Raw genomic sequence first — 26,424 nt, forward strand, 5'->3', positions numbered from 1 at the left:
CTTGCCCGATGATAAACACGTCAAAGAGTATGAAGGTGGGGGTATAATGGAATCTGTCTATAAAACGGATAAGGGTAGAGTAAGGCAGCATAACGAAGACAATGGGGGAGTCTTTGAAAATGCCGGCGGCGATCTCCTTGCGATTGTTGCAGATGGCATGGGCGGCCATCGTGCGGGTGACATTGCGAGCGGCATGACGGTGCAATGTTTTAAAGAAGCGTTTGAAAAATTCGGCCCGGTTGCCGATGCGGAATCCGCAGAGGCGTGGCTTTCTGAGACGATCCGCGAGGTGAATGCCCGTTTATTTGATCATGCCGCCCATCACCCTGAATGCGAAGGAATGGGCACCACACTGGTTGCAGCGGTCTGCACCGAGCGCTTTATTTCCATCGCCAATATCGGAGACAGCCGCGGCTATATTTTTAATGAAAACGGCTTCCAACAGCTGACGGAAGATCATTCGCTGGTCAATGAACTCGTCAAAACCGGCCAGATTTCAAAAGAAGATGCCGAAAATCACCCGCATAAAAATGTGATTCTGAAGGCGCTTGGGACGGAAGATTCGATCTCGCCCGACTTAAAAACGATTGTATTTGAAGAAAATGATACTTTGCTGCTTTGTTCAGACGGCCTGTCGAATAAAGTGCCGACGGAAGTGATGAAAGAAGTGCTTGAAAAAGATCTGCCGCTCGGGAAGAAAGCGGAAATGCTTGTGGATTATGCCAATGAAAACGGCGGGGAAGACAATATTACGATTGTGCTTCTGGCGTCCGGCCGCAATAAAGGCGGGTGCCATTCATGCTAATCGGAAGACGGATCAGCGGCCGCTACAAAGTCAAAAGCCTGATCGGCGGCGGCGGCACGGCAAACGTCTATCTGGCCCACGATATGATTTTGGACCGTGATGTGGCCGTCAAGGTGCTGCGCCCGGATTTTGCAAATGAGCCGGAGTTTATCCAGCGTTTTCACAGGGAGGCCCAATCGGCAACGAGCCTGGTCCATCCGAATATTGTCAGTATTTATGATATCGGCGAAGAGGATGATTTAAATTATATCGTCATGGAAAATGTCGAGGGCATGACGCTAAAACAATACATACAGCAAAACGGCCCGGTTTCCGTTGAGAAAACGCTGGACATTATGGGGCAGCTTGCGGCGGCGATCGCACATGCCCATGACAACCATATTATCCACCGTGACATTAAGCCGCAAAATATTTTAATCAGCCATGACGGTGTTGTGAAAATTACGGACTTCGGGATTGCCATCGCTCTATCCGCTACTTCGATCACCCGGACAAATGCCGTGCTCGGTTCGGTCCATTATCTTTCCCCCGAGCAGGCAAGGGGCGGTGTTGCCACATATAAATCGGATATATACGCACTCGGCATCGTGATGTTCGAGCTTTTAACGGGAAGGATTCCTTTTTCGGGGGAATCTGCCGTTTCCATTGCTTTAAAACATTTGCAAAGCGAGACGCCGTCGCTGAAAAGGTGGAATCCCGATATTCCCCAAAGTGTTGAAAATATTGTTTTAAAAGCAACGGCGAAAGATCCGTTTTACCGTTATAACAGCACCGAAGAAATGGGGGAGGATATCCGGACCGCACTCCTGCCGGAAAGGCTCAATGAACCGAAATTTGTGATTCCGGAAGACGAAGATCAGACGAAAATTATGCCGGTGATTTCCGAAGTGGCTGCCGGCCCCGACCGGAATGAAGAAACCATTATCGCAAATCCGGCCGGAGAAAATGAAAAAGAAAAGAAACCGGACACAAAGCGGGACAAAAAAGAGAAAAAACGGCGAAAAAAATGGCCGTTCGTTGCCGGCGCTCTCGCCTTTCTGCTCGTGCTTGCCGGCCTTGCCGCCTTGCTGCTGCCGTCCCTGCTCGGCCCGAAAACCGTCAGCGTCCCGTCAGTATCAGGCAAAACGGCTGATGCTGCCGCCGCCGTGCTTACGGCGCACGGCCTGAAAACCGGGGAGAAGATTAAAACAACAAGCGAAACGGTACCAAAGGGGCAGGTCATCAAAACGGATCCCGAAGCCGGGGAAAAAATCAAAGAGGGGACAAAAGTTTCCCTTTACATTAGCACGGGAAAAGAAACATTTGCCCTGTCCGATTATACCGGCAGGCAGTTTGACGACGTCGTGAATTTATTGAGCGGGGAACATTTTAAAGACATTGATAAAGAAGAAGTGTACGATGACAGTGCACAAGGGACCATTTTGTCGCAGGATCCCGCGCCCAATAAAAAAGTGGTGCCGGAAAGCACGGTGCTTACCTTTACTGTGAGCAAAGGCCCGGAAACTTATGCAATTGGGGATTTAACCGGGTTTTCAAAAAAACAGTTGGACGCATATGAAAAAACATCCGGTTTTTCCATTGAATATGCCGGAAAAGATTATTCGGATACCGTGAAAAAGGACCATGTCATTTCGCAATCCCCGCAGCCGGGAACCGAGCTGAAGAAGGGCTCGGTAGTAAAAGTGACCATCAGCAAAGGACAGAAAGAAATGCCGCCAAAGACGGTTACAAAAGAAGTAACGATCCCGTATGAGCCGGATACGGATTCCGCCGGGAGCACAAATGAAAACCACAGCGAAAGTTCCGGTTCAGACGGAAACAGCCAGCCCGGTGACAGCAACGGGCAATCAAGCGGAAATGATGCCGGCAGCAAAACAGATGCAACTGCACAAGAAGACCCGAAACAGGAAGTGCAAATTTATATTGAAGACATGAACCATTCGATGTCCGCACCTGTTCAAACGTTTGAGATTACGAAAACGGTGAAAAAGCAGCTGGAGTTTACCATTGATTACGGGAAAGAGGCAACATATAAAATCATGAGGGACGGCAAAGTCATCGCCGAAGAGACCGTTCCGTATCCAAACTGAGAAAGCGCCGGGCCTTACCCCGGCGCCTCCCCGATTTGAAAGTGCCGGAGAGATGGAGGTGGATGTATGGCAGAAGGAAAAATCATCAAGGCTTTAAGCGGATTTTACTATGTGAAAAATCGTGAAGACGGCGAAATTTACCAATGCAGGGGCAGAGGCGTCTTCCGGAAAAAGAAAATCACTCCGCTCGTCGGGGACCATGTCGAATTCCAAAAAGAAAACGGCCGGGAAGGTTATATTTTGGACATCGGCGAAAGAAAGAATGAACTCGTGCGCCCGCCGATTGCCAATGTGGATCAGGCTGTTTTGGTTTTTTCCGCAAAAGAACCGGACTTTCATACGCTGCTTTTGGACCGTTTTTTAGTCCCAATTGAAAAGAACCTGATCCGCCCGCTCATTCTGATTACAAAATGCGATCTCCTGGGCGCGGAGGAAAGAGAAAGGCTGCACGGTACGCTTGAAGTATACCGGCAAATCGGTTACCCGGTTATATTCTCATCGGCGAAAACAGGCGAAGGGATAGATGCTTTGCTTTCGGCATTGAAAGGAAACATCACCGTCTTTTGCGGTCAGTCTGGAGTGGGGAAAACGTCCATTCTCAACCGTCTGGACCCTGCTTTGGATTTAAAAACAAATGAAATCTCCACGCATCTGGGCAGGGGGAAGCACACCACCCGCCATGTTGAACTGCTGCCGGTCGGAGGCGGGCTCGTGGCGGATACGCCGGGTTTCAGCTCACTGGACTTCACTGGTGTGGAATTATCCGAGCTCGGGGACTATTTTCCTGAAATCAGTGAAAAATCGGCCGGCTGCAAGTTCCGCGGCTGCCTGCATGAAAACGAGCCGCATTGTGCGGTAAAAGCTGCTTTGGCCGAAGGGGAGATCGCTTCATTCCGGTACAGCCATTACATCCAGTTTCTTCAGGAAATTAAAAACAGAAAGCCGAGGTATTGACGATGGTAAAAATCGCACCCTCTATTTTGTCTGCAAATTTTGCGAAATTGGGAGAGGAAATTAAAGATGTGGAGGAAGGCGGAGCGGACTGGATCCATATTGATGTGATGGACGGCCATTTTGTGCCGAACATTACGATGGGGCCGCTTGTTGTCGGGGCGGTGCGGCCGGTCACAAAGCTTCCGCTCGACGTCCATTTGATGATTGAAAATCCGGACCAGTATTTGGAAGCTTTTGCGAAAGCAGGGGCTGACACGATTTCTGTCCATGTGGAAGCGTGCAGGCATCTCCACCGGACGATCCAGGAAATCCGGTCTCTTGGGGTAAATCCGGGCGTTGTCTTAAATCCCGCAACACCCATCGAATGGATTGCGCCAATCCTGGGGGATGTCGGCCTTGTATTGCTGATGACGGTCAATCCCGGGTTTGGCGGACAGGCTTTTATTGAATCCGTTGTCCCGAAAATTGAGAAACTGTACCGTTTAAAAGAAGAACAGGGGCTTGCATTTGACATTGAAGTTGACGGCGGCATCGATCCGGAAACAGCGCAAAAATGCAAACAGGCCGGTGCAACGGTGCTGGTTGCGGGCTCCAATATTTTTAAAAGCAAGAACCGGAAACAAGCGATCCGAGCATTAAAATACGGGCAGTAAAACAACAGCCGGGGTTCATCCGGCTTTTTCCGCATGAAAAGCCTGCGGGGAGCGGACAAAGATTGTCTTAAATCCATCGTATAAAAGGGGAATGAGGCATGGAAAAGAAAATCTATATTTTAGCAGGCGGCCCGCCCGAAAATGTGCCGGATCTTGCGCCATATGCGGAGGACAAACGGGCGGCATGGGCAGGTGTGGACAGGGGCGTGCTGCATTTGCTTAAACAAGGGATCATCCCGGAAATGGCCTTTGGCGACTTTGATTCCGTCAATCAGGAAGAATGGGGCTGGATCAACCGGAAACTTCAGCATATCCGGAAATTCCAGCCCGAAAAAGATGAGACCGATATGGAGCTGGCCTTGATGTGGGCCATCAGCCGGAACCCGGAAGTGATCCGCATTTTCGGCGCTACCGGCGGGCGGCTCGACCATGCTTTTACCAATGTCCTTTTACTTGTGCATGAAAAAGTTTTGCAATTTAAAGGGAAAATAGAGATGATCGACAGGCAGAACCGCGTGGAAATGTTTTTGCCCGGAACTTATACGATTGAAAAAATCGATGCGTATCCGTATGTTTCCTTTCTCCCGTTGACGGAAGAAGTAGAAGGGATCTCATTAACCGGATTTAAGTATCCGCTTGAAAATCGGCATATTGTAAGGGGCACCACCCTTTGTGTCAGCAATGAACTAATCCGGGATTTTGGTACTTTTTCTTTTTCAAGCGGCATATTAATGATGGTAAGAAGCCATGATTAATGATATTTCATGAACAAGCAGGCTGTATCCTTTTCGCTTACGCATGAATATAATGTGCGGGAGACCCGGATTGTATTTGAATGGGGAGGGACATACATGAAATTTTATACGATTAAACTGCCTAAATTTTTGGGCGGTATTGTAAGGGCCATGCTGGGGACTTTTAAAAAAGGGTAAGAGATAAAATCGACGCATGGCGGTTAGAAGGGGCAGTTCATTTTATACAGCGGGAAAATCGGCGGCGCGCCGGTTTTTTTTGCCGCAAATTACAAAAAAACAGGAAACCGGATACCCGGTTTCCTGTTTTTGCATTATACACGTTCGACTTTTCCGGATTTCAAAGCGCGGGCGGAAACCCAGACGCGTTGCGGTTTGCCGTCCACCAGAATGCGCACTTTTTGCAAGTTCGCTTTCCAGGTGCGTTTGTTTGCGTTCATGGCGTGAGAACGTTTATTGCCGGATACCGTTTTACGTCCTGTAATTGCACATTTTTTCGGCATTTTATTCCCTCCTCCTGTTGCGAAGCAGAAATAGAACATATTTATGCTTTCATCTCTTCATTTTTCGTTAAAAATTCACTATAATAATTTATCATATTGGAAGGCACAATGCAAGTCCTGCCAGAGAGCATACATGCAGGGCACCCTGTTTTGTGGTAAACTATAACAATGCAGGCCTGCTCTGCTTTCCATGTACCCTGTCTTATAGTACAATGGCGGTAGCAGGTCAAATCCGGTTTGGAAACAGTGAAGATAAGGGGGAGCGATTTATGCCGATTGAAATAAATACGCATTACGGACAAATTGATATATCGAATGAAGTCGTCGCCACAATTGCAGGAGGTGCCGCCATTGACTGCTTCGGCATTGTCGGAATGGCCTCGAAAAATCAAATTAAAGACGGCATTACAGAAATCCTGCGCAAAGAAAACTTCTCGAGGGGCGTCATTGTGCGTCAACAGGATGAAAGAGTGGAAATTGACATGTATATTATTGTGGGCTACGGGACAAAAATTTCCGAAATCGCCCGCAACGTCCAGCAAAAAGTAAAATATACGCTGAATCAAACAGTCGGCTTATCAGTTGACGCCATTAATATTTACGTTCAGGGCGTGCGTGTCGCGAACCCGTAACGAGGAGGAAATTTTGTGGTTACATCACTGGATGGAAAGCGTTTTGCAGAAATGGTCATACAAGGGGCGAACCATCTTGCGGCAAACGCCAAGACGGTTGACGCCCTGAATGTATTCCCTGTCCCTGATGGCGATACGGGAACAAATATGAATTTAACGATGACTTCCGGTGCAAAGGAAGTGCAAAAAAATGTCCAGGCACATATCGGTGCGGTTGCCGCAAGCTTTGCAAAAGGGCTGCTGATGGGCGCGCGGGGAAATTCGGGCGTGATTCTGTCCCAGCTGTTCCGCGGCTTCTCCAAATCGATTGAAACAAAAGCGCATATCTCCGCAAAAGAGTTTGCAGCGGCTTTTCAGGCCGGTGTCGAGAGCGCTTTTAAGGCAATCATGAAGCCGGTTGAAGGAACGATTCTCACGGTTGCAAGGGAAGCGGCCAAAAAAGGTGTGCAAACGGCGAAAACCGAAAAAGATCTGACGGCAGTCATGGAAGCGATCCTCGGGGAAGCGAAAACGACGCTGAGCCGGACGCCGGACATGTTGCCGGTGTTAAAAGAAGTCGGCGTGGTCGACAGCGGCGGCCAGGGGCTTGTTTTTATTTATGAAGGTTTTCTTGCCGAGTTAAAAGGGGAAGAGCTGCCGGATACACCGTCCGTCATCCCGTCAATGGACGAGCTCGTAAACGCCGAACACCATAAGCATGTGCAGGACTTTATGCGTACGGAGGATATCAAATATGGGTACTGCACGGAAATCATGGTCAGGCTCGACCGCTCGAAACCGTCCGCCAAGGCATTCTCGGAGGAGCGGTTCCGCAGTGATATGAGCCGCTTCGGGGATTCCCTCCTTGTCATTTCGGATGATGATATCGTGAAAGTCCATGTCCACACTGAGCGCCCGGGGGATGTTTTGAACTATGGACAGCAATACGGCAGCCTCATTAAATTAAAAGTGGACAATATGCGTGAGCAGCACAGCGCGATCGTCGGCGAAACGCATCATGCGCTTGTTGGCGAAAACGGAGCGGAACGGGAGAAAAAAGAAAAGAAAGACTACGGTGTGATTACGGTTGCCATGGGGGACGGAATCGCTGCGCTGTTTAAAAGCATCGGCGCCGATGTTGTCATTGAAGGCGGCCAGACGATGAACCCGAGCACCGAGGACATATTGAAAGCCATTGAAGAGGCGAACGCAAAACAAATCATCATTTTGCCGAACAATAAAAATATCATCATGGCAAGCGAGCAGGCAGCTGAACTGGCGGAAGAAAAAGTAGCCATTGTCCCGTCTAAAACCGTGCCGCAGGGAATGGCGGCGCTGCTCGCATTTAACCCCGGGCAGCCGCTTGACAAAAACGTCCAAGCAATGGAAGAAGCGCTCGGCCGCGTGAAATCCGGCCAGGTCACCAATGCGGTCAGGGATACGAATATTGACGGCATCTCCATCAAAAAAGGGGATTATATGGGCATTTATGAAGGGAAAATCGTCAAAACGAGCCCTGCCCTGTTGGAAGCATCCGGGCAGCTGCTTTCGCACATGATCGGCGCAGAAGATGAAATTGCCACCGTCATATACGGAAAAGATGTCAGCAAGGAGCAGGTTGGCGAACTCGTTTCCTATATCGAAACCAACTGGCCGGAGATGGAAATTGAAGTCCATGAAGGCAGGCAGCCGTTATATTCCTTTATTTTTGCAGTGGAATAAGGGTGCTTGCCTGCATACTATAAAGAGAGCTTGCTGAATACGAAAAAGTGCACCATTTGCTGCCGTTTGTTTTCATCTGTTGCAGCGCTTTTAAAAGTGCAAAGCTTTCACCCATCTTTTGCTCCATTGTTGTAAAAAGGCTTAGGATGCCTGGCAAACCGGCCAAACCAACATCCGGTTTTGCCCGGCAAGCTTTAAAATCAGCACAACGGCGGGTGCGGCCTGAAAAACGGCGCGCGCCCGCCGGCAATTGAAATTACGAAAAAAGCACAATAATGTGGGTGTGATGCGCAATGAAATATAAAAGTGTTTTTGATATTATCGGCCCGGTTATGATCGGGCCCTCAAGCTCCCATACGGCAGGTGCCGCGCGCATCGGCCGGGTGGCGAGAAGCTTATTCGGCAGGCAGCCAAAATGGGCAGACATCCATTTTTACGGATCGTTCGCGAGCACCTATAAAGGGCATGGCACAGACGTTGCCATTGTCGGCGGCCTGCTTGATTTTGACACGGATGATGAACGGATCAAATCTTCTCTTCAGATTGCGGAACAGCTCGGGCTTACAGTGAAGTTTCTCGTGGAAAGTGCCGTCCCGGACCACCCGAATACGGTTAGGATCCGGATGGGCGACGCATCGGGAGATATGGAACTGACCGGTATCTCAATCGGCGGCGGAAAAATTGAAGTGACAGAACTGAACGGCTTTGAGTTGCACTTATCCGGCCACCACCCGGCCATTCTTGTCGTCCACCAGGATCGCTACGGGGCGATTGCGGCCGTATCCAATATTTTATCGGCACATGAAATCAATATCGGCCATATGGAAGTGTCGCGCAAAGAAGCCGGAAAGATGGCATTGATGGCCATCGAAGTGGACCAGAATCTCGATGATGCCGTCATTGAAGAAATCAAGCGGCTCCCGAACATTACCCAGGTTGCAAGAGTTGTAGATTAGATGTGAGAAAAAGGCGCAGCTGCTAAGCAGGCGGCGCTTTCTTTTGGCTGTCTTTTGAAATGTGCGTGCATCCTTGCCTGTGCCAGGAGAAGCAGCATGGATATTGAAGGAGGGTAATGATGTTTCGGAATGTTGCTGAGCTTGTAGAACTGGCCGAACAGAAAAATAAAAAAATTTCGGAAATTATGATAGAGCAGGAAATGGAAGTAACCGGAAAATCCAGGGAAGCCATCATAAAAAAGATGGATGAAAATCTGGCTGTTATGGAAAAAGCAGTTGAAAAAGGAATTGCCGGTGTCCGCTCCCACTCGGGGCTTACGGGCGGCGATGCCGTGCTGCTGCAAAAATATATTGAAAAAGGCAATTTCTTATCTGGCGCAACCATTTTGGATGCCGTCAGCAAAGCCGTTGCGACAAATGAAGTGAACGCGGCAATGGGAACGATTTGCGCAACGCCGACGGCCGGTTCTGCCGGCGTTGTGCCGGGAACGCTCTTTGCGGTCAAAAACAAGTTGCACCCGACGCGTGAAGAAATGGTCCGTTTCTTATTTACATCCGGCGCATTCGGATTTGTGGTGGCCAATAATGCGTTTATTTCCGGCGCAGCAGGCGGCTGCCAGGCAGAAGTCGGATCAGCTGCCGGGATGGCTGCCGCGGCCATTGTCGAGATGGCGGGCGGCACACCGGAACAATGCGCCCATGCAATGGCCATTACTTTGAAAAATATGATCGGCCTGGTGTGCGATCCTGTGGCCGGCCTTGTGGAAGTGCCATGCGTGAAACGGAATGCAATGGGAGCAGCCAATGCGATGGTTGCGGCAGATATGGCGCTTGCCGGCATTAAAAGCCGGATCCCTTGCGATGAAGTGATTGATGCGATGTACCGCGTCGGGCAGCAGATGCCGACTGCGCTCAAAGAAACGGCGCGTGGAGGCCTGGCGGATACGCCGACCGCCCGGAAACTGGAAGCAAAAATTTTCGGTATGCCGCTTGATCTGCATGAATAGCCCGCTTGATCAGTCGGTAACCGTCTTAAAAGGGATCGGCGAAGAAACGGAAGCAAGTCTCGGGCAGATGGGGATTTTCACCATTTATGACCTGCTTACTTATTTCCCTTTCCGGTATGAAGATGACCGGCTCAAAGATTTGCGTGAAGTCCGGCATGATGAACGGGTGACGGTGACGGGGAGGGTGCATAGCGAACCCTCCCTCATCTATTATTCAAAAAAACGGTCACGCCTGTCGATGAAAGTGTTCGCAGGCGATTTTCTCATTACGGTTGTCTGTTTTAACCGGCCGTATCTGAAAAAGAAAATCCATATTCATGATGAAATTACGGTTACCGGAAAATGGGACATGCACCGGCAGACGATTACGGCCCAATCCTTAAAAACAGGCACGGCCGATCAAACGTCCGGATTCGGGCCGGTCTATGCTGTGAAAGGAAAAATGACGGTAAAAACGTTACGAAAATACATCGAGTCTGCTTTTCGCGCGTTTGGCGGCGAAATCGAAGAAGTTCTGCCGGCAGAAATGCTTGCAAAATATAAATTAATGCCGAAAAAGCAGGCCATGTATGCGATGCACTTCCCAAAATCGGAACAGGAAGTGAAAATGGCAAGAAGGACCATTGTATACGAAGAGTTTTTGGCTTTTCAGCTGAAGATGCAGGCGTTAAGGAAATTCGAGCGCGAACATTCAAACGGCCGGGCCATCCGCTATGATGTGCGGAAATTAAGAAATTTTATCGGCTCCTTGCCGTTTCCATTGACGGACGCCCAGAAAAGAGTGGTAAACGAAATTTGCGCGGACATGAAGTCGCCGTTCCGTATGAACCGTCTGCTCCAGGGGGATGTCGGCTCCGGGAAAACGGTCGTCGCTGCGATAGCACTATACGCTGCGGTGACGGCGGGATTTCAGGGGGCGTTGATGGTACCGACGGAAATTCTTGCCGAGCAGCATGCCGAATCGCTTTGCCAGCTGCTCGAACCGCACGGCGTCCGGGTCGCTTTACTGACGAGCACTGTAAAAGGGAAACGGAGAAAAGCGCTTTTGGAACAGCTCGGTACAGGCGGCGTCGATATTTTAATCGGCACGCATGCTTTAATCCAGGAAGATGTGGCATTTTCCCGGCTCGGCCTTGTGATCACAGATGAACAGCACCGGTTCGGGGTTGAGCAAAGACGGATCCTCCGCGAAAAAGGGATGAATCCGGATGTGCTTTTTATGACGGCAACGCCCATTCCGCGGACGCTTGCCATCACCGTGTTTGGCGAAATGGATGTTTCTGTTATTGACCAGATGCCGGCCGGCCGCAAAAAGATTGAAACGTACTGGGTGAAAAACAATCAGTTCGAAAGGGTGCTCAGCTTTATCGAAAAAGAGCTCAAAAAAGGCAGACAGGCGTATGTCATCTGTCCGCTCATCGAGGAATCCGATAAGCTTGACGTCCAGAACGCGATTGATGTGTATGCCATTTTAAACCAATATTTTAATGGCCGGTATATAGCCGGGCTGATGCATGGCAGGCTGCCGGGCGATGAAAAGGAAGCGGTCATGAAAGCGTTCAGCCGCAACGAAATCCAGGTGCTTGTGTCAACAACGGTTGTCGAAGTCGGCGTCAATGTGCCGAATGCGACCATTATGGTCATTTATGATGCCGAACGGTTCGGCCTTGCCCAGCTTCACCAGTTGCGCGGCCGCGTCGGCAGGGGCGATGCGCAATCGTATTGTATTTTGCTCGCTGACCCGAAAACGGAAATCGGCAAAGAGCGGATGAAAATTATGACGGAAACGGACAACGGCTTTGTTTTGAGCGAAAAAGACCTCGAGCTTCGCGGGCCCGGCGATTTTTTCGGAAAAAAACAAAGCGGGCTGCCGGAGTTTAAAGTGGCCGATATGGTCCATGATTTCCGGGCGCTTGAAACAGCCAGGCAGGATGCACAGCAATTGATCAGTTCCGATGCATTCTGGCATGGCCCGGCCTTTTCGCATTTGCGGAACCAGCTTGAAGCATCAGGTGTGCTGGAAGGGGAAAAACTGGACTAAAGGAAGTTTGCGTTTTGCCAGGGCAGCTATTGGCAATTCTTGCAAACTTCCTATTCTTTCTATATACTACGATTAGTACCAAGTCCTAAAATTTTGGATGGTGTCACCCATGAAAATGAAAAAAAAGGACCGGCAGCAAAGTTTGCAGGAAACCATTAGGCGGAATCCTTTTATTACAGATGAAGAACTGGCGGATAAATATCATGTCAGCGTGCAGACGATCCGCCTTGACCGGCTGGAACTTTCCATTCCGGAACTGCGGGAAAGGATCAAAAACGTTGCTGAAAAGCGGTTCGCAAATGAAGTAAGAGCGCTGCCGATTGAAGAAGTCATCGGGGAAGTGATCGATATCGAACTGGATCACAGCGCCATCTCTATTTTTGATGTCAAAAAAGAACACGTTTTTAAGCGAAACGCCATCGCCCGCGGGCATCATCTGTTTGCACAGGCCAACTCGCTTGCCGTTGCCGTCATTGATGATGAACTTGCCCTCACGGCGAAAGCCACCATCCGGTTTTTGCGGTCCGTGAAAATCGGCGACCGCGTCATTGCCAAGGCAAAAGTGGCGAACGTCAATCAGGAAAACGGCAGAACGACGGTGTTTGTTGAAAGTTATGTCGGCCGTGACCTCGTCTTTAAAGGCGAATTTGAAATGTACCGGGATCATGCCGGAAAAGAAGAGAATGCTTAATGCCGCTTCACGCGGACAGGTGAACCATTTTCCCGGGGACCGGCAACCCCGGTTGCCGCACGGCCGGGAAAACTTTCACACGGGAAAAGCTTGATTTAGAAACGGGGCTGAATAGAATGAAATTAGCAATTGACGCAATGGGCGGGGATTATGCCCCAAAAGAAATTGTACTGGGCATTAACCGGGCTGTAAAGGCATTTCCGGACACAGAGTTTATCCTGTTCGGGGATGAAACGCAAGTCAGGAAGGAACTGGAAACGTCCAGCCGCGTTGCCGTTGTCCATACCGATGAGGTAATATCCGGGACAGACGAGCCGGTGCGGGCCGTCCGCCGCAAAAAAAATTCTTCCATGGTGCGCATGGCCCAGGCCGTGAAAGACGGGGAAGCGGATGCGTGCATCTCGGCCGGAAATACGGGCGCTTTAATGGCATCCGGCCTCTTTGTGGTCGGCAGGATTGAAGGGATTGAAAGGCCGGCCCTTGCCCCGGTGCTCCCGACAACGGACGGGCGCGGTTTTATCATGCTCGATCTTGGTGCAAACGCGGAAGCCAAGCCGGAACATTTGCTGCAGTTTGCCATCATGGGCTCGCTGTATGCCGAAAAGGTAAGAGGCTTAAAAAATCCGCGCGTCGGCCTCTTAAATATCGGGACGGAAGAAAAGAAAGGCAATGAATTAACAAAAAAAGCATTTCAACTTTTAAAAGAAACCGATTTGAATTTTACCGGCAATGTCGAAGCCCGCGATCTGCTCGAGGGGGTGGCGGATGTCGTCGTCACAGACGGGTTTACCGGCAATATGGTGTTAAAAACGATTGAAGGCACGGCCGGATCCTTGTTTTCCATGATCAAAAAAGTGTTCATGCACAATTTGAAGACAAAATTGGCCGCTGCAATGATCAAATCAGAACTGTCGGGCCTGAAAAATATCATGGATTACTCGGAATACGGGGGATCGGGCTTAATGGGGCTGAATGCGCCGGTCATCAAAGCGCACGGTTCCTCAAACGCCAATGCAATTTACAATGCAGTGCGGCAGGCGCGTGAAATGGTGCAGTCTGACGTCACCGGCAAAATCAAACACGCAATTCAACAACTTGAACAAAAGTAAGGATGGAGGAAAAAAGATGGGGAAAATAGCGTTTGTCTTCCCGGGGCAGGGATCCCAGACGGTTGGCATGGGGCAGTCGGTCGCCGGTGCAAATGAAAAAGCGGCGGCTGTTTTTCAAAAAGCAGACGAAAAGCTCGGGATGGACTTATCCGGGCTCATTCAAAACGGCCCGCTGGACAAACTGACCCGTACCGAAAATGCCCAGCCGGCGCTTTTATCGGTAAGCACTGCCATTTTACAGGTGCTTCAGGAAGCGGGCATCCATGCAGATTTCACAGCCGGGCACAGCCTTGGCGAGTATTCGGCGCTTGTGGCAGCCGGCGCTTTGTCCTTCGAAGATGCCGTATATGCGGTGCACAAACGCGGGGAATACATGGATGAAGCATTCCCGAACGGTGCCGGGGCAATGTCCGCCGTGCTCGGGCTCGGCCGCGGCGTGCTGCAGGAAGTCGCAGAAGAAGTGAGCAGTGAAGGGGAAACGGTCCAGCTCGCGAATTTGAACTGTCCCGGACAGATTGTTATTTCCGGGACAGCGGCCGGAATTGAAAAAGCGGGCGCCCTTGCAAAGGAAAGAGGGGCGAAACGCGTCCTCCCGCTTCAGGTAAGCGGGCCATTCCACTCCAAATTGATGGAGCCGGCAGCGGAAAAATTTAAGGCGGTTCTTGACGGAATTGCAATCCGGGATGCGGCGGTTCCTGTGATCGCCAATGTCGATGCCGAAGTGGAAACGGGCGCTGTGGACATCAAAGCAAAATTAATCCGCCAGCTCTATTCCCCTGTTTTATGGGAAGATTCCGTTAAAAAAATGATCAGCCTCGGCGTTGATACCTTTATTGAAGTCGGGCCGGGCAAAGTGCTTTCCGGATTAATCCGGAAAATTGACCGCAGCGTAAAAACATATGCCGTCCAGGATATGGAAACCCTGGAAGCTGCGGTTGGCGCGCTGCAAAAATAATGGAGGGGGAGACCGAATGCTTTTAAAAGACAAAGTTGCGCTTGTGACCGGCGCGTCACGCGGCATCGGCCGTGAAATCGCGCTTGCGTTTGCCGCTTCCGGCGCGCATATTGCGGTCAATTATGCAGGAAATGCTGAAAAAGCGGAAGAAGTGGCAAACGCCGTCCGTTCTTTCGGTGTGGAAGCTTTTGCCATCCGGGCAGATGTTTCGAATGAAACGGAAGTACAGGAAATGTTCAGGCAGGTGCTGGAAAAATTCGGCAAACTTGATATATTGGTGAATAACGCCGGCATCACCAGGGATAACCTTTTGATGAGGATGAAAGAAGCAGAATGGGATGCCGTCATCGATACCAATTTGAAAGGGGTCTTCCTGTGCACAAAAGCGGCAGCGCGGCCGATGATGAAGCAGCGGAGCGGCAAGATCATTAATATTGCCTCGGTTGTCGGCATCAGCGGCAACCCCGGCCAGGCCAATTATACCGCTGCCAAAGCCGGTGCCATCGGGCTAACGAAAACGGCGGCGCGTGAACTGGCAAGCCGCGGCATTACCGTAAATGCCATTGCCCCGGGCATGATTGAGACGGATATGACGGATAAACTGCCGGAAGACATCAAAGAAGGCATGCTGGGCCAAATCCCGCTTTCCCGTTTCGGCAAGCCAGAAGATGTGGCAAAGACTGCCCTTTTTTTGGCAAGCAGCAGTTCCGACTATATTACTGGGCAAACGATCCACGTTGACGGCGGAATGGTGATGTAACGTTTGCAGCAAAGCTTGATTTTAACTTTCGCTTTATTAATTATAAAAAATCCTCTATAATACCTTGAGGGGAGGTGAACCGCATGGCAGACGTATTAGAGCGTGTGACAAAGATCATCGTTGACCGCCTTGGTGTCGAAGAATCCAAAGTTACACTGGAAGCGAAATTCAAAGAAGATCTTGGCGCTGATTCCCTTGATGTAGTGGAATTGGTGATGGAATTGGAAGATGAATTCGGAATGGAAATTTCCGACGAGGATGCTGAGAAGATTGTAACAGTGGGTGACGCTGTAAATTACATACAAAATCAGCAGTAATCGTCTTCATGTAAAATGTCCCGCCCCATAAGCGGGACATTTTTCTCTAATCCGGCCTGAGGATGGTAAATGGGCAAAAAAATGCAACCCCTTTTTGCCTATTTACGACCGCCCGGGTCCCGAAGATGCCTTTGCGTTCAGCAGTATTTTTCTATATATTTAAGTTAAGTGAAACTACATCAAGATATCGGGTGGATGAACGATGGTAAAAAAAATAAAATCAGATGAAGAGCATGTAGTAAACAAATTTGGCAAGCTGCAGGAAGAGCTTGGGATTCATTTTCAAGACGGAAACCTGCTGAAACAGGCCTTTACGCATTCCTCCTATGTGAACGAGCATCCGGAAAAGCGCAGGCACGACAATGAAAGGCTTGAATTTTTAGGCGATGCCGTCCTGGAATTGACCGTTTCCCATTATTTATTTAACCGGTTCCCGTCGATGAACGAAGGGGAAATGACGAAATTGCGGGCGTCCGTCGTCTGTGAGCCGTCTCTTGTCATTTTTGCCAATGAGCTGCACTTTGGCGAGTATATCCTGCTCGGCAAAGGAGAGGAAATGACCGGCGGCAGAACGCGCCCGGCCCTTTTAGCCGATGTGTTTGAAGCGTTTATCGGCGCGCTTTATTTGGACAAGGGGTTAAAGGCTGTTGTTTCCCTCCTTGAAAAAGTCGTATTCCCGAAAATAGACGAAGGGCTCTTCAGCAGCACGGCGGATTATAAAAGCAAGTTGCAGGAGTACGTCTAAAAAAGAACATCCGGTGTGTTGGAATACACGATTCTCGATGAACGCGGCCCTGCGCATGATAAGGAGTTCGTCTCCAGAGTGTCGCTGAACAGCAAGACGCTCGGGACAGGAAAAGGCCGCTCCAAAAAAGAAGCGGAACAGCAGGCTGCGCAAACGGCTTTATCCAATTTGCAGAAAGAAGAAAGAAAGAAGCCGTGAGGAATGGAGGGGGAATGGATTGTTTCTGAAACGTCTCGACGTGATCGGATTTAAGTCATTTGCGGACCGGATTTCCATAGAATTTGTCCCGGGCGTGACAGCGGTTGTCGGCCCGAACGGCAGCGGCAAAAGCAATGTGATCGACGCCGTCCGCTGGGTGCTCGGTGAACAATCAGCGAAAAGCCTGCGCGGCGGAAAGATGGAAGATGTCATCTTTGCCGGCAGCGATACAAGAAAACCGTTGAATTTTGCAGAAGTGACGTTAACGCTTGAAAACGAAGGCCGCGCCCTTCCGATCGATTACCAGGAAGTGAGCGTGACAAGGCGGGTATACCGTTCAGGGGAAAGCGAGTTTTACATCAATAAACAGCAGTGCCGGTTGAAGGATATCGTGGAATTGTTTATGGATTCCGGCCTTGGCAAAGAAGCTTTTTCCATCATCAGCCAGGGAAAAGTGGAAGAAATTTTAAACAGCAAAGCGGAAGAACGCCGCAGCATTTTTGAAGAGGCAGCCGGCGTTTTAAAATATAAGACGCGCAAGAAAAAGGCGGAAGTGAAGCTTGCCGAAACGCAGGATAACTTAAACCGTGTCAGCGACATTCTCTATGAACTGGAAAGCCAGCTTGAGCCGCTGAAAATGCAGGCATCGGTCGCAAAAGATTATCTGGAACAAAAGGAAACATTGAAAAATTATGAAATTGCCGTTTTGGCGTATGAGATAGAATCGCTGCATGGCGAGTGGGAATCGCTTAAGTCGCAGCTTGAAGCGCACCGGGACAAAGAAGCGGGGCTCTCTTCCGAAATCCGCAAACAGGAAGCACAGCTGGAAGAAAAGCGCAATCAGCTGGATGCGCTCGATGAATCGATTCAAGATTTGCAGAATGTGCTGCTTGCAGCGACAGAAGAGCTGGAAAAACTCGAAGGGCAAAAAGAAGTGCTGAAAGAACGCAAAAAAAATGTCAGCGAGAACAAAGCCCAGCTTGAAAAAAATATAAAAGAAGCGGAGAACACCTTAAAAGAACTGGAAGCCCAAAAGGAAAAGATTTTGCAAACGGCGGCGGAAAATGAACAAGCCTTATCGGCCCTGAAAGAAAGCGTGAAAGAGAAGGAAGCGGGCCTTTTCCGCCTCAGCACGAATCTGGAGGAAAAAATTGAGTCTTTAAAAAGCGACTATATTGAACTGCTGAACGAGCAGGCAAGCGGAAAAAATGAAAAGCGCATGCTCGTGCAGCAGATGCAAACGTCGTTAAACCGCCTCAGCCGGCTTGAAGCCGACAACCGGAAATATGTCGAAGAACGGGAAAAGGTGCGGGAAAAGAAAAAAATGGCGGCCGGCCGCCTTGCAGAAATCAAACAGGAGCTGGAAGCGGCTGCCGGTGCCTATATGGAAAAACAAAGGCAGCTGGAGTCCGTCAACAGGCGGTATCAAAAACAGGAGTCCAATCTGTATCAGGCATACCAATATTTGCAAAAAGCGAAATCACGCAAAGAAACGCTTGAAGAGATGGAAGAGGATTATACCGGCTTTTACCAGGGCGTGCGCGAAATTTTGAAAGCCCGTGGCAAACAGCTGGAAGGCATTGAAGGCGCTGTGGCCGAGCTGGTCCGGGTGCCCGCGCCTTACGAAAAAGCGGTTGAAACTGCACTGGGTGCTTCGATGCAGCATATTGTGACAAAAACGGAACGGCATGCACGCTGTGCCATTGCATTTTTAAAAGAGCGGAAGGCCGGGCGGGCGACTTTTTTGCCGCTCGATATTATAAAGCCCCGGGCCATTCCGGAAGCAAGCCTCAAACCGCTCCGCAATGAAGAGGCGTTCGTCGGCGTGTGCGCGGAGCTTGTCCGCTTTGAAAGCCGCTACCAATCCATTGTGTCCAATCTGCTCGGCCATGTCCTTGTTGTCCGTGATTTAAAAAGTGCAAACAAAATCGCCAAAATGCTCGGGTACCGCTACCGCATCGTGACGCTTGACGGGGATGTCGTCAATCCGGGCGGCTCGATGACAGGCGGGGCTTCGAAACAAAACAGCGTGTCGCTCCTTTCGAGAAAAAGCGAACTGGAAGCACTAAAAGAAAAGCTTGCCGGGATGGAAAAAACAACGATGGCGCTTGAAACGGAAGTCAAAGCATTAAAAGCCGAAGTTTCCCGCATGCAACAGGAGCTGGATGAAGCAAGGAAAAACGGCGAAGCGCTGAGGCTTGGGGAACAGCAGGCGAAAGCGGAATTGGAACGGCTTGCGGTTGAGGAAAAAAATCTGGATGAGCACCTGCTCGTCTACGATATGGAAAAACAAGAGGCGGAAAAACAGCAGGATGAAGCCCGCAAACGGGTCGGCGAACTGGAAAACATGCTGGCGCGTACTGGCGAAAAAGCGCAGGAACTGGAAGCGGAAATTGAAGCCCTGACCGTAAAGAAAAACGATGATTCGACGGCAAAAAGCCGGCTCCAGGGCGAACTCAGCGATTTAAAATCAACGCTTGCCGTAAAGATGGAGCAGGCGGCGCGCGACCGAGAAGAACTTGCGCGGCTGGACCGCGAAATCAAGGAGTGGGCGGCACGTAAAGCGCGTTATGATGAGCAGTACCACTTTCTTACGGACGAATCGGAGAAGCACCACATGTCGGAAAGCGAACTGGCGGAAGCGGCTGAACAAAAAGCGCGTGACAAAAATGATACGCTCGCCTTTATCGCCGTGCGCAGGGAAGAACGGGCCCGGCTGACAGCAGAGATGGAAGACCTGGAACGCGGCCTGAAAGAATGGAAACGGCAGCAAAAAGGGCTCCAGCAGGCCATTCAGGATGAAGAAGTCAAAGCAAACCGGCTGGATGTGGAACTTGAGAACCGGCTTCAAAGGCTCCGCGAAGAATACACGCTCACCTTTGAAGCCGCGAAAGAGGCCCGCCCGCTCAATGTTTCCCTGGAGGAAGCGCGCAAAAAAGTGAAGCTGATCAAACTGTCGATTGATGAGCTTGGCGCCGTCAATCTCGGCGCGATCGAAGAATATGAGCGCGTATCGGAACGCTACCGGTTTTTAAAAGAACAGGAGACCGACCTGCTTGAAGCAAAAGACACCCTTGACCAGGTAATTACGGAAATGGACGGCGAAATGGTCCGCCGTTTCGATGAGACGTTTAATGCCATCCGGAACGAATTCGAACCGGTTTTCCGGGAGCTTTTCGGCGGCGGGAGAGCGGACTTGAGGCTGACGGACCCGAAAGATTTGCTTACGACAGGCGTGGAAATTTTCGCGCAGCCGCCGGGGAAAAAACTGCAAAATCTCGGGCTGCTTTCAGGCGGCGAAAGAGCGCTGACCGCGATCGCGCTTTTGTTTGCGATTTTGCGTGTGCGCCCAGTGCCGTTTTGCATTCTCGATGAAGTGGAAGCCGCGCTGGATGAAGCCAATGTATACCGGTTCAGCAAATATTTGAAACAATTCAGTGCGGAAACCCAGTTTATTGTCATCACTCACCGGAAAGGAACAATGGAAGAAGCGGACGTCCTTTACGGGGTGACGATGCAGGAATCCGGCGTATCGAAACTTGTGTCGGTCAAACTGGAAGAGTCAACCGATCTGGCTTTTCAAACGTCTTAAACAGGGCGAATCAGCGCCGTGTTTAAAAAGAAGCGCCCGTGCCACAAGCGGGCCGGCAGGGATAAAAATCAGGCCGGCGATTTTTACGACTGCTCGTGCGGCTTTTATGCCGCACAAGCTGATACGCAAATTCAGGAAAGCCAAAGGAAGTGGACAAATGAGCTTTTTTAAAACATTAAAAGACAAATTCACCCGGCAAGCCGATACGGTAACCGATAAATTTAAAACCGGGCTTGCAAAAACGCGCGATAATTTCTCGAACAAAGTCAACAATCTTGTCGCGCGTTACCGGAAAATCGATGAAGACTTTTTCGAAGAACTGGAAGAAATTTTAATTCAGGCGGATGTCGGCTTCCAGACCGTGATGGAACTAATCGATGAATTAAAAATGGAAGTGAAACGGAAAAACATTAAAGACCCTTCTGAAGTCCAGTCCGTGATTTCCGAAAAACTGGTTGACATTTATTCGGCCGGCGAAGATGCCCCGAACCGGCTTAACATCCAGGACGGCGCCTTGACCGTTATTTTGTTTGTCGGCGTAAATGGCGTCGGCAAAACGACTACGATCGGTAAGTTCGCCCATATGCTGAAGCAGCAGGGGAAAAAAGTGATCATGGCAGCCGGCGATACATTCCGCGCCGGCGCGATTGAACAGCTTGAAGTCTGGGGAGAGAGGGTCGGCGTGGAAGTGATCAAACATTCGGAAGGATCCGATCCAGCCGCTGTCATGTTTGACGCCGTCCAGGCAGCGAAAGCAAGAAATGCAGATGTGCTGCTTTGTGATACGGCGGGCCGCCTGCAAAACAAGGTCAATTTGATGAAGGAACTGGAAAAAGTAAAGCGTGTCATCGAACGGGAAATCCCGGGCGCCCCGCATGAAGTGCTGCTCGTTTTGGATGCCACCACCGGGCAAAATGCGATGGTGCAGGCTAAGACGTTTAAAGAAGCAACAGACGTAACCGGGATTGTGCTGACAAAATTGGATGGCACGGCAAAAGGCGGGATTGTGCTCGCGATCCGGAACGAACTCCATATTCCCGTCAAATTCGTCGGCCTCGGCGAGAAAATGGATGACCTTCAGCCGTTTGATGCGGAAAAATATGTGTACGGGTTGTTTTCCGATCTGATCGATGAAGTGCCGGAAGAACAAGCCTGACCGTATGTGGGCCGTACTGCGAATCAGAAGGCCGCGGTATTAAAGCCCGCCGGGAGCGCTTCAAATCGGTTGTGGGGAAACGAACTTGTTTTCATTGACAAAAAACAGGAATCTTTGTATTCTGTGTTTATGTAAAGCATTTTCACTTAACAGGGGGGAAGAAGCCATGCTGGAGAAAACAACGCGAATGAATGATTTGTACGATTTTTACCAATCGTTGTTGACTCCGAAGCAGCGCAGCTATATGTCCCTCTATTATCTCGACGACTTATCGCTTGGCGAAATCGCCGAACAATACGGTGTGAGTCGTCAAGCGGTTTACGATAATATCAAACGCACCGAACAAACGCTTGAAGACTATGAAAAAAAGCTTGGTTTATTGGAAAAATTTCAAGCGCGCACACGCATTTTCCGGTCGATGCGCAATCTTTTGGCGCATGATGCCAATCCGGAACTGTTGCGGCTTGTCGATGCGCTCGAAAAATTGGAATAGGGGGCGGAAAAATGGCATTTGAAGGACTCGCAGAACGCCTGCAGGGCACGATGCAGAAAATCCGCGGAAAAGGCAAGGTCACGGAAAGCGACGTCAAAGAAATGATGCGGGAAGTCCGTCTTGCCCTTCTGGAAGCTGACGTCAATTTCAAAGTGGTAAAAGATTTTGTAAAAAAAGTGAGCGAACGTGCGGTTGGCCAGGATGTGCTGAAAAGCCTGACGCCCGGGCAGCAGGTCATCAAAATTGTCCAGGAAGAGCTGACCAACCTTATGGGCGGATCACAGAGCAAGATTGCCGTTGCAAAGCGCCCGCCAACCGTCATCATGATGGTTGGCCTGCAGGGTGCCGGGAAAACGACGACATCCGGGAAACTGGCCAACCTGTTGCGAAAAAAATACAACCGGACCCCGCTGCTCGTTGCGGCCGATATTTACCGCCCCGCTGCAATCAAGCAGCTGGAAACGCTCGGCAAACAACTCGGCATGCCGGTGTTTTCGCTTGGCGACAAAATCAGCCCGGTGGAAATTGCCAGGCAAGCGATTGAAAAAGCAAAAGAAGAACATCACGATACCGTCATCATCGATACGGCCGGCCGCCTCCATATTGACAGCGAGCTGATGAATGAACTGAAGGAAATCAAGGAACTTGCGCATCCGGATGAAATTTTTCTTGTCGTCGATGCGATGACAGGCCAGGATGCCGTAAATGTCGCACAAAGTTTTAATGACCAGCTCGGCATCACTGGCGTCATCCTGACGAAGCTTGACGGCGACACGCGCGGCGGGGCGGCTTTATCCATCCGGGCCGTAACCGAAAAGCCGATTAAATTTGCCGGGATGGGCGAGAAAATGGATGCACTCGAACCGTTTCACCCGGAAAGGATGGCTTCCCGCATTCTCGGCATGGGCGATATCCTGTCGCTGATTGAGAAAGCGCAGGAAACCGTTGATGAAGAAAAAGCGCGCGCGCTCGAAAAGAAAATGCGGGATCAGTCGTTTACGTTTGAAGATTTCCTTGAGCAGCTCGGCCAGGTCCGGAAAATGGGGCCGCTCGGTGACATTTTGAAAATGATCCCGGGGGCCAACCGGATGAAAGGGATGGATAATCTGCAAATTGATGAGAAGCAAATTGCGCATGTCGAAGCGATTATCCAGTCGATGACAAAGCAGGAAAAAATCCGCCCGGACATTATCAATGCAAGCCGGAAAAAACGGATCGCGAAAGGTTCCGGCCGCCCGGTGCAGGAAGTCAACCGGCTTTTGAAACAATTTGAAGAAATGAAGAAAATGATGAAACAACTGCAAGGCATGAATCAAAAAGGCCGAAAAAAAGGCTTTAAATTCCCTTTTATGTAAAAAGCAAGGGTGTTAAGAGAAAAGACTTTACACCATCATGATTTTCTGATATGATACAGTCTTGTGAGAAACTTTTTTGGAGGTGTATGATTAAAATGGCAGTAAAAATCCGCTTGAAACGCATGGGCACAAAAAAATCCCCGTTTTACCGCATTGTTGTGGCAGATTCCCGTTCACCGCGTGATGGACGTTTTATTGAAACAGTAGGAACTTACAATCCTGTTGTAGATCCTGCAGAAGTCAAAATCAACGAGGAAGCCGCGCTCCAATGGCTGAAAAACGGCGCCCAACCTTCTGACACGGTACGCAACTTGTTTTCAAAACAAGGCATTATGGAAAAATACCATAACGAAAAACACGGCAAATAATCATGGACCAACAGATGGATGATTTAATCCTTTCGATCGTCAAGCCGATTGTCGGCCATCCGGATGAGGTGCGAGTAGAGCGGGATGAACAAGAATCCGGAACGCTCTACCGCCTGATTGTCCATCCGGATGATGCCGGCATGGTTATTGGCAAAAAAGGGCGTACCGCAAAGGCCATCCGTACGGTCGTTTATGCTGCGGCCGGCGTGCACGGGCATAAAAAAATCCGTCTTGAAATTGCCGAATAACGGACAACGATGGATAGAACACCAGAGAAAGGGAGGCGCACACCTCCCTTTTTACATACATCTTTCGGGCTTTCCCCTCATCTTAACCGACATCCGCTTTTTCCGGCTGCTTTTATTTGGGTTGCTAATAAATGGCGAAAAGGAGGGCAGGGCATCTTGAAAATCCTTCAAAAAGTGATGGTCAAGCAAATCCTGACCGAAAAGAGCAAAGAAATGCTTTTGGATACATACCGGCAAAAGAAACAACAACTTCAAAAAGAATGTGAGCAGCTCCGGTTTGAAACGAAAAAACTGGAAAAACAAAAAAAGTTTTCGGGAACCAATTTAAAAATGCATTTTGAAAAAGAAATTGAAAGCCGGCAGGAGAAAATCAAACTGGTGGAGTTTCAAATTGAACAACTGCTTTTGCTTCCGATCGGGACGGAATTAAAAGAAAAAGAAATGCACGCTATTGTTGACGTCCGGGAAGGCGACGACTGGAGTGCGGTGACAAAAGAGAAATCGATTATTATAAAAGACGGCATCATCCATGAAATTCGCGAGAGGTGAGAATATGACACAATGGTTTAATGTCGGCAAAATCGTCAATACACACGGCATCCGCGGAGAAGTGCGGGTCATTTCCAAAACGGATTTCAAAGCGGAACGGTATAAACCGGGCAATACGCTTTACTTGTTTCTTCCCGGCTGCAATGAACCGGTTGCGCTTACGATTGAATCTCACCGGGTGCATAAGCAGTTTGATTTGCTGAAGTTTGAGGGCTTTGATTCGATTGGGGAAGCCGAGAAATGGAAAGGCGGCATGCTGAAAGTTTCCGAAGAACAGCTGGATGAGCTTGGCGAAAATGAGTTTTATTTTCATGAAATCATCGGCTGCGAAGTCGTGACAACCGCAGGCGAGAAAGTCGGGACGGTAAAAGAGATTTTAACGCCCGGGGCAAATGACGTCTGGGTGGTGAAAACAGCGCAGCAGAAAGAGGCGCTAATCCCGTATATTGAAGACGTCGTCAAAAAAGTCGACAAAAAAGAAAAAAGAATTGTAATTGAACCGATGGAAGGGCTTTTGCCATGAAAATGGATATATTGACTTTGTTCCCGGAAATGTTTGAAGGCGTTCTCGGATCTTCTATTTTAAAAAAAGCAGAAGAAAAAGGGATCGTCCATTACCATCTGGTCAATTTCCGCAAATACAGCGACAACAAGCATAAAACCGTCGATGACTACCCGTACGGCGGCGGGGCGGGCATGGTGTTAAAGCCCCAGCCGGTGTTCGATGCAGTAGAAGACCTGCTTGAGGGGAGCAAAAAGATGCCGCGCATCATTTTGCTCTGCCCCCAGGGGGAAACGTATACGCAGCAAAAAGCGGAAGCGTTTGCGAAAGAAGAACATCTGATCTTTATTTGCGGCCACTACGAAGGGTATGATGAACGGATCCGTACACTTGTAAGCGATGAAATTTCAATCGGGGACTATGTGTTAACGGGCGGCGAGCTGGGCGCAATGGTCATGATCGACAGCATCGTCCGCCTGCTTCCCGGTGTTTTGGGCAATGAAACTTCGCCTGTTACCGATTCTTTTTCAACCGGGCTGCTGGAACACCCGCATTATACGCGGCCGGCGGATTTCCGCGGAATGAAGGTGCCGGACGTGTTATTATCCGGAAATCACCGGCTGATTGAAGAATGGCGCGAAAAAGAGTCGCTGTACCGCACCTATACGAGGAGGCCGGACCTTTTGCACGGCGTGACGCTCTCCGAAAAGCAAAAAGCGTGGCTGAAAGAATGGGAAGAAATGCGCGGATAGCTGTTGCAATCGGCGTGCGTTTATGCTAAGATTGCATTTGTGGTTTGCTTGAAAACAAGGCAGGCCACCGTAAAACGATGTTCCGCTGCAAATAAGATGGAAGATTTGCAAGAGCATTTGTTGGAAGGAGTTGAATACGATGCACAATATTATTGACGAAATTACAAAAGATCAACTTCGCACTGATCTGCCTGCTTTCCGCCCGGGGGATACGGTCCGCGTCCATGTAAAAGTTGTCGAAGGTTCACGCGAACGTATCCAGGTTTTTGAAGGTGTGGTCATTAAACGCCGCGGCGGCGGGATCAGCGAAACGTTTACAGTCCGGAAAGTTTCTTACGGCGTCGGCGTTGAACGTACATTCCCGCTCCATACACCGAAAATTGCGAAGCTTGAAGTCGTGCGTCGCGGTAAAGTTCGCCGTGCGAAACTTTACTACCTGCGTAATCTGCGCGGTAAAGCCGCCCGTATTAAAGAAATCCGCTAATTTGCTGCAACGGCTGTTCGAAAAGGGGCTATCATGGTCCCTTTTCTTCATACTTA

Annotated in this window: 27 protein-coding genes and 1 pseudogene; 27 read left to right on the plus strand and 1 reads right to left on the minus strand. The window is 49.8% G+C overall.

What is annotated here, in order from left to right; all coding sequences use genetic code 11:
* Positions 1-46: 46 nt before the first annotated feature.
* The 6 genes from NST20_RS05765 to spoVM all read left to right on the plus strand — a co-directional run bounded on the left by NST20_RS05765 (position 47) and on the right by spoVM (position 5,434).
* On the plus strand, positions 47-805 hold the full coding sequence (locus NST20_RS05765) for a Stp1/IreP family PP2C-type Ser/Thr phosphatase (RefSeq protein WP_041818939.1): 759 nt from the start codon (positions 47-49) through the stop codon (positions 803-805).
* Entirely contained in the window at positions 799-2,895 is a 2,097-nt protein-coding gene (pknB, locus tag NST20_RS05770; protein ID WP_342400251.1) for a Stk1 family PASTA domain-containing Ser/Thr kinase, read from the plus strand. The genes NST20_RS05765 and pknB overlap by 7 nt, the downstream gene beginning before the upstream one ends.
* 66 nt (positions 2,896-2,961) lie before the next feature.
* Positions 2,962-3,849: a ribosome small subunit-dependent GTPase A gene (gene rsgA, locus NST20_RS05775; protein WP_017552949.1), complete on the plus strand. Its 888-nt coding sequence runs from the start codon at positions 2,962-2,964 to the stop codon at positions 3,847-3,849.
* 2 nt (positions 3,850-3,851) lie between these two features.
* Positions 3,852-4,502: a ribulose-phosphate 3-epimerase gene (gene rpe, locus NST20_RS05780; RefSeq protein WP_029713840.1), complete on the plus strand. Its 651-nt coding sequence runs from the start codon at positions 3,852-3,854 to the stop codon at positions 4,500-4,502.
* 98 nt (positions 4,503-4,600) lie between these two features.
* Positions 4,601-5,257: a thiamine diphosphokinase gene (locus NST20_RS05785; protein ID WP_013859044.1), complete on the plus strand. Its 657-nt coding sequence runs from the start codon at positions 4,601-4,603 to the stop codon at positions 5,255-5,257.
* Between the two features lie 96 nt (positions 5,258-5,353).
* On the plus strand, positions 5,354-5,434 hold the full coding sequence (gene spoVM / locus NST20_RS05790) for a stage V sporulation protein SpoVM (RefSeq protein WP_017551496.1): 81 nt from the start codon (positions 5,354-5,356) through the stop codon (positions 5,432-5,434).
* Positions 5,435-5,568: 134 nt separating this feature from the next.
* On the opposite strand, the gene rpmB is transcribed toward spoVM, so the two are convergent.
* Entirely contained in the window at positions 5,569-5,757 is a 189-nt protein-coding gene (gene rpmB, locus NST20_RS05795; protein ID WP_013859045.1) for a 50S ribosomal protein L28, read from the minus strand.
* 269 nt (positions 5,758-6,026) lie between these two features.
* Between rpmB and NST20_RS05800 the strand changes: the two genes are divergently transcribed.
* From NST20_RS05800 to rplS, 21 genes and pseudogenes are all read left to right on the plus strand, one after another.
* Positions 6,027-6,389 carry an Asp23/Gls24 family envelope stress response protein gene (locus NST20_RS05800; protein WP_013859046.1) on the plus strand — a complete coding sequence of 121 codons (363 nt, stop codon included), beginning with the start codon at positions 6,027-6,029 and terminating at the stop codon, positions 6,387-6,389.
* Between the two features lie 15 nt (positions 6,390-6,404).
* Positions 6,405-8,090 (plus strand): DAK2 domain-containing protein, encoded by a 1,686-nt coding sequence (locus NST20_RS05805; RefSeq protein WP_017552955.1) that lies wholly within the window; start codon positions 6,405-6,407, stop codon positions 8,088-8,090.
* A gap of 293 nt (positions 8,091-8,383) precedes the next feature.
* Positions 8,384-9,046: an L-serine ammonia-lyase, iron-sulfur-dependent subunit beta gene (gene sdaAB / locus NST20_RS05810; RefSeq protein ID WP_013859048.1), complete on the plus strand. Its 663-nt coding sequence runs from the start codon at positions 8,384-8,386 to the stop codon at positions 9,044-9,046.
* 119 nt (positions 9,047-9,165) lie between these two features.
* Complete coding sequence (gene sdaAA, locus NST20_RS05815; protein ID WP_133535935.1) at positions 9,166-10,053, plus strand: L-serine ammonia-lyase, iron-sulfur-dependent, subunit alpha; 888 nt, start codon at positions 9,166-9,168, stop codon at positions 10,051-10,053.
* A complete protein-coding gene (gene recG / locus NST20_RS05820; protein WP_029142346.1) occupies positions 10,046-12,094 on the plus strand; it encodes an ATP-dependent DNA helicase RecG in 2,049 nt (682 codons plus the stop codon). The genes sdaAA and recG overlap by 8 nt, the downstream gene beginning before the upstream one ends.
* A 109-nt stretch (positions 12,095-12,203) precedes the next feature.
* Positions 12,204-12,785: a transcription factor FapR gene (fapR, locus tag NST20_RS05825; protein ID WP_013859051.1), complete on the plus strand. Its 582-nt coding sequence runs from the start codon at positions 12,204-12,206 to the stop codon at positions 12,783-12,785.
* A gap of 116 nt (positions 12,786-12,901) precedes the next feature.
* On the plus strand, positions 12,902-13,894 hold the full coding sequence (gene plsX / locus NST20_RS05830) for a phosphate acyltransferase PlsX (protein WP_327076313.1): 993 nt from the start codon (positions 12,902-12,904) through the stop codon (positions 13,892-13,894).
* Positions 13,895-13,910: 16 nt separating this feature from the next.
* Positions 13,911-14,849, plus strand: a complete 939-nt coding sequence (gene fabD, locus NST20_RS05835) for an ACP S-malonyltransferase (RefSeq protein WP_342400252.1) — start codon at positions 13,911-13,913, stop codon at positions 14,847-14,849.
* A gap of 16 nt (positions 14,850-14,865) precedes the next feature.
* On the plus strand, positions 14,866-15,609 hold the full coding sequence (fabG, locus tag NST20_RS05840; protein WP_013859054.1) for a 3-oxoacyl-[acyl-carrier-protein] reductase: 744 nt from the start codon (positions 14,866-14,868) through the stop codon (positions 15,607-15,609).
* A gap of 83 nt (positions 15,610-15,692) precedes the next feature.
* Positions 15,693-15,926, plus strand: a complete 234-nt coding sequence (acpP, locus tag NST20_RS05845; RefSeq protein ID WP_014095485.1) for an acyl carrier protein — start codon at positions 15,693-15,695, stop codon at positions 15,924-15,926.
* Between the two features lie 202 nt (positions 15,927-16,128).
* Positions 16,129-16,869: pseudogene (rnc, locus tag NST20_RS05850) on the plus strand (ribonuclease III).
* 19 nt (positions 16,870-16,888) lie between these two features.
* Complete coding sequence (gene smc / locus NST20_RS05855) at positions 16,889-20,461, plus strand: chromosome segregation protein SMC (protein WP_342400253.1); 3,573 nt, start codon at positions 16,889-16,891, stop codon at positions 20,459-20,461.
* Between the two features lie 157 nt (positions 20,462-20,618).
* On the plus strand, positions 20,619-21,617 hold the full coding sequence (ftsY, locus tag NST20_RS05860; RefSeq protein WP_342400254.1) for a signal recognition particle-docking protein FtsY: 999 nt from the start codon (positions 20,619-20,621) through the stop codon (positions 21,615-21,617).
* Between the two features lie 166 nt (positions 21,618-21,783).
* Positions 21,784-22,110 carry a putative DNA-binding protein gene (locus NST20_RS05865; protein ID WP_014095481.1) on the plus strand — a complete coding sequence of 109 codons (327 nt, stop codon included), beginning with the start codon at positions 21,784-21,786 and terminating at the stop codon, positions 22,108-22,110.
* Positions 22,111-22,121: 11 nt separating this feature from the next.
* Complete coding sequence (gene ffh / locus NST20_RS05870; RefSeq protein WP_019722016.1) at positions 22,122-23,465, plus strand: signal recognition particle protein; 1,344 nt, start codon at positions 22,122-22,124, stop codon at positions 23,463-23,465.
* Between the two features lie 95 nt (positions 23,466-23,560).
* A complete protein-coding gene (gene rpsP, locus NST20_RS05875; RefSeq protein WP_026104868.1) occupies positions 23,561-23,833 on the plus strand; it encodes a 30S ribosomal protein S16 in 273 nt (90 codons plus the stop codon).
* A complete protein-coding gene (locus NST20_RS05880; protein ID WP_280136683.1) occupies positions 23,833-24,081 on the plus strand; it encodes a KH domain-containing protein in 249 nt (82 codons plus the stop codon). The genes rpsP and NST20_RS05880 overlap by 1 nt, the downstream gene beginning before the upstream one ends.
* Positions 24,082-24,237: 156 nt before the next feature.
* Positions 24,238-24,630 (plus strand): YlqD family protein, encoded by a 393-nt coding sequence (locus NST20_RS05885; protein WP_195850440.1) that lies wholly within the window; start codon positions 24,238-24,240, stop codon positions 24,628-24,630.
* Positions 24,631-24,634: 4 nt separating this feature from the next.
* On the plus strand, positions 24,635-25,153 hold the full coding sequence (rimM, locus tag NST20_RS05890; RefSeq protein WP_019722017.1) for a ribosome maturation factor RimM: 519 nt from the start codon (positions 24,635-24,637) through the stop codon (positions 25,151-25,153).
* Entirely contained in the window at positions 25,150-25,884 is a 735-nt protein-coding gene (gene trmD / locus NST20_RS05895; RefSeq protein WP_342400255.1) for a tRNA (guanosine(37)-N1)-methyltransferase TrmD, read from the plus strand. Before rimM ends, trmD begins: the two co-directional genes overlap by 4 nt.
* Before the next feature lie 139 nt (positions 25,885-26,023).
* A complete protein-coding gene (gene rplS / locus NST20_RS05900) occupies positions 26,024-26,368 on the plus strand; it encodes a 50S ribosomal protein L19 (protein ID WP_013859067.1) in 345 nt (114 codons plus the stop codon).
* The last annotated feature ends 56 nt before the right edge of the window (positions 26,369-26,424 follow it).

It is taken from the genome of Weizmannia sp. FSL W8-0676 (assembly GCF_038593015.1).
Classification (GTDB): Bacteria; Bacillota; Bacilli; order Bacillales; family Bacillaceae_C; genus Weizmannia; species Weizmannia coagulans.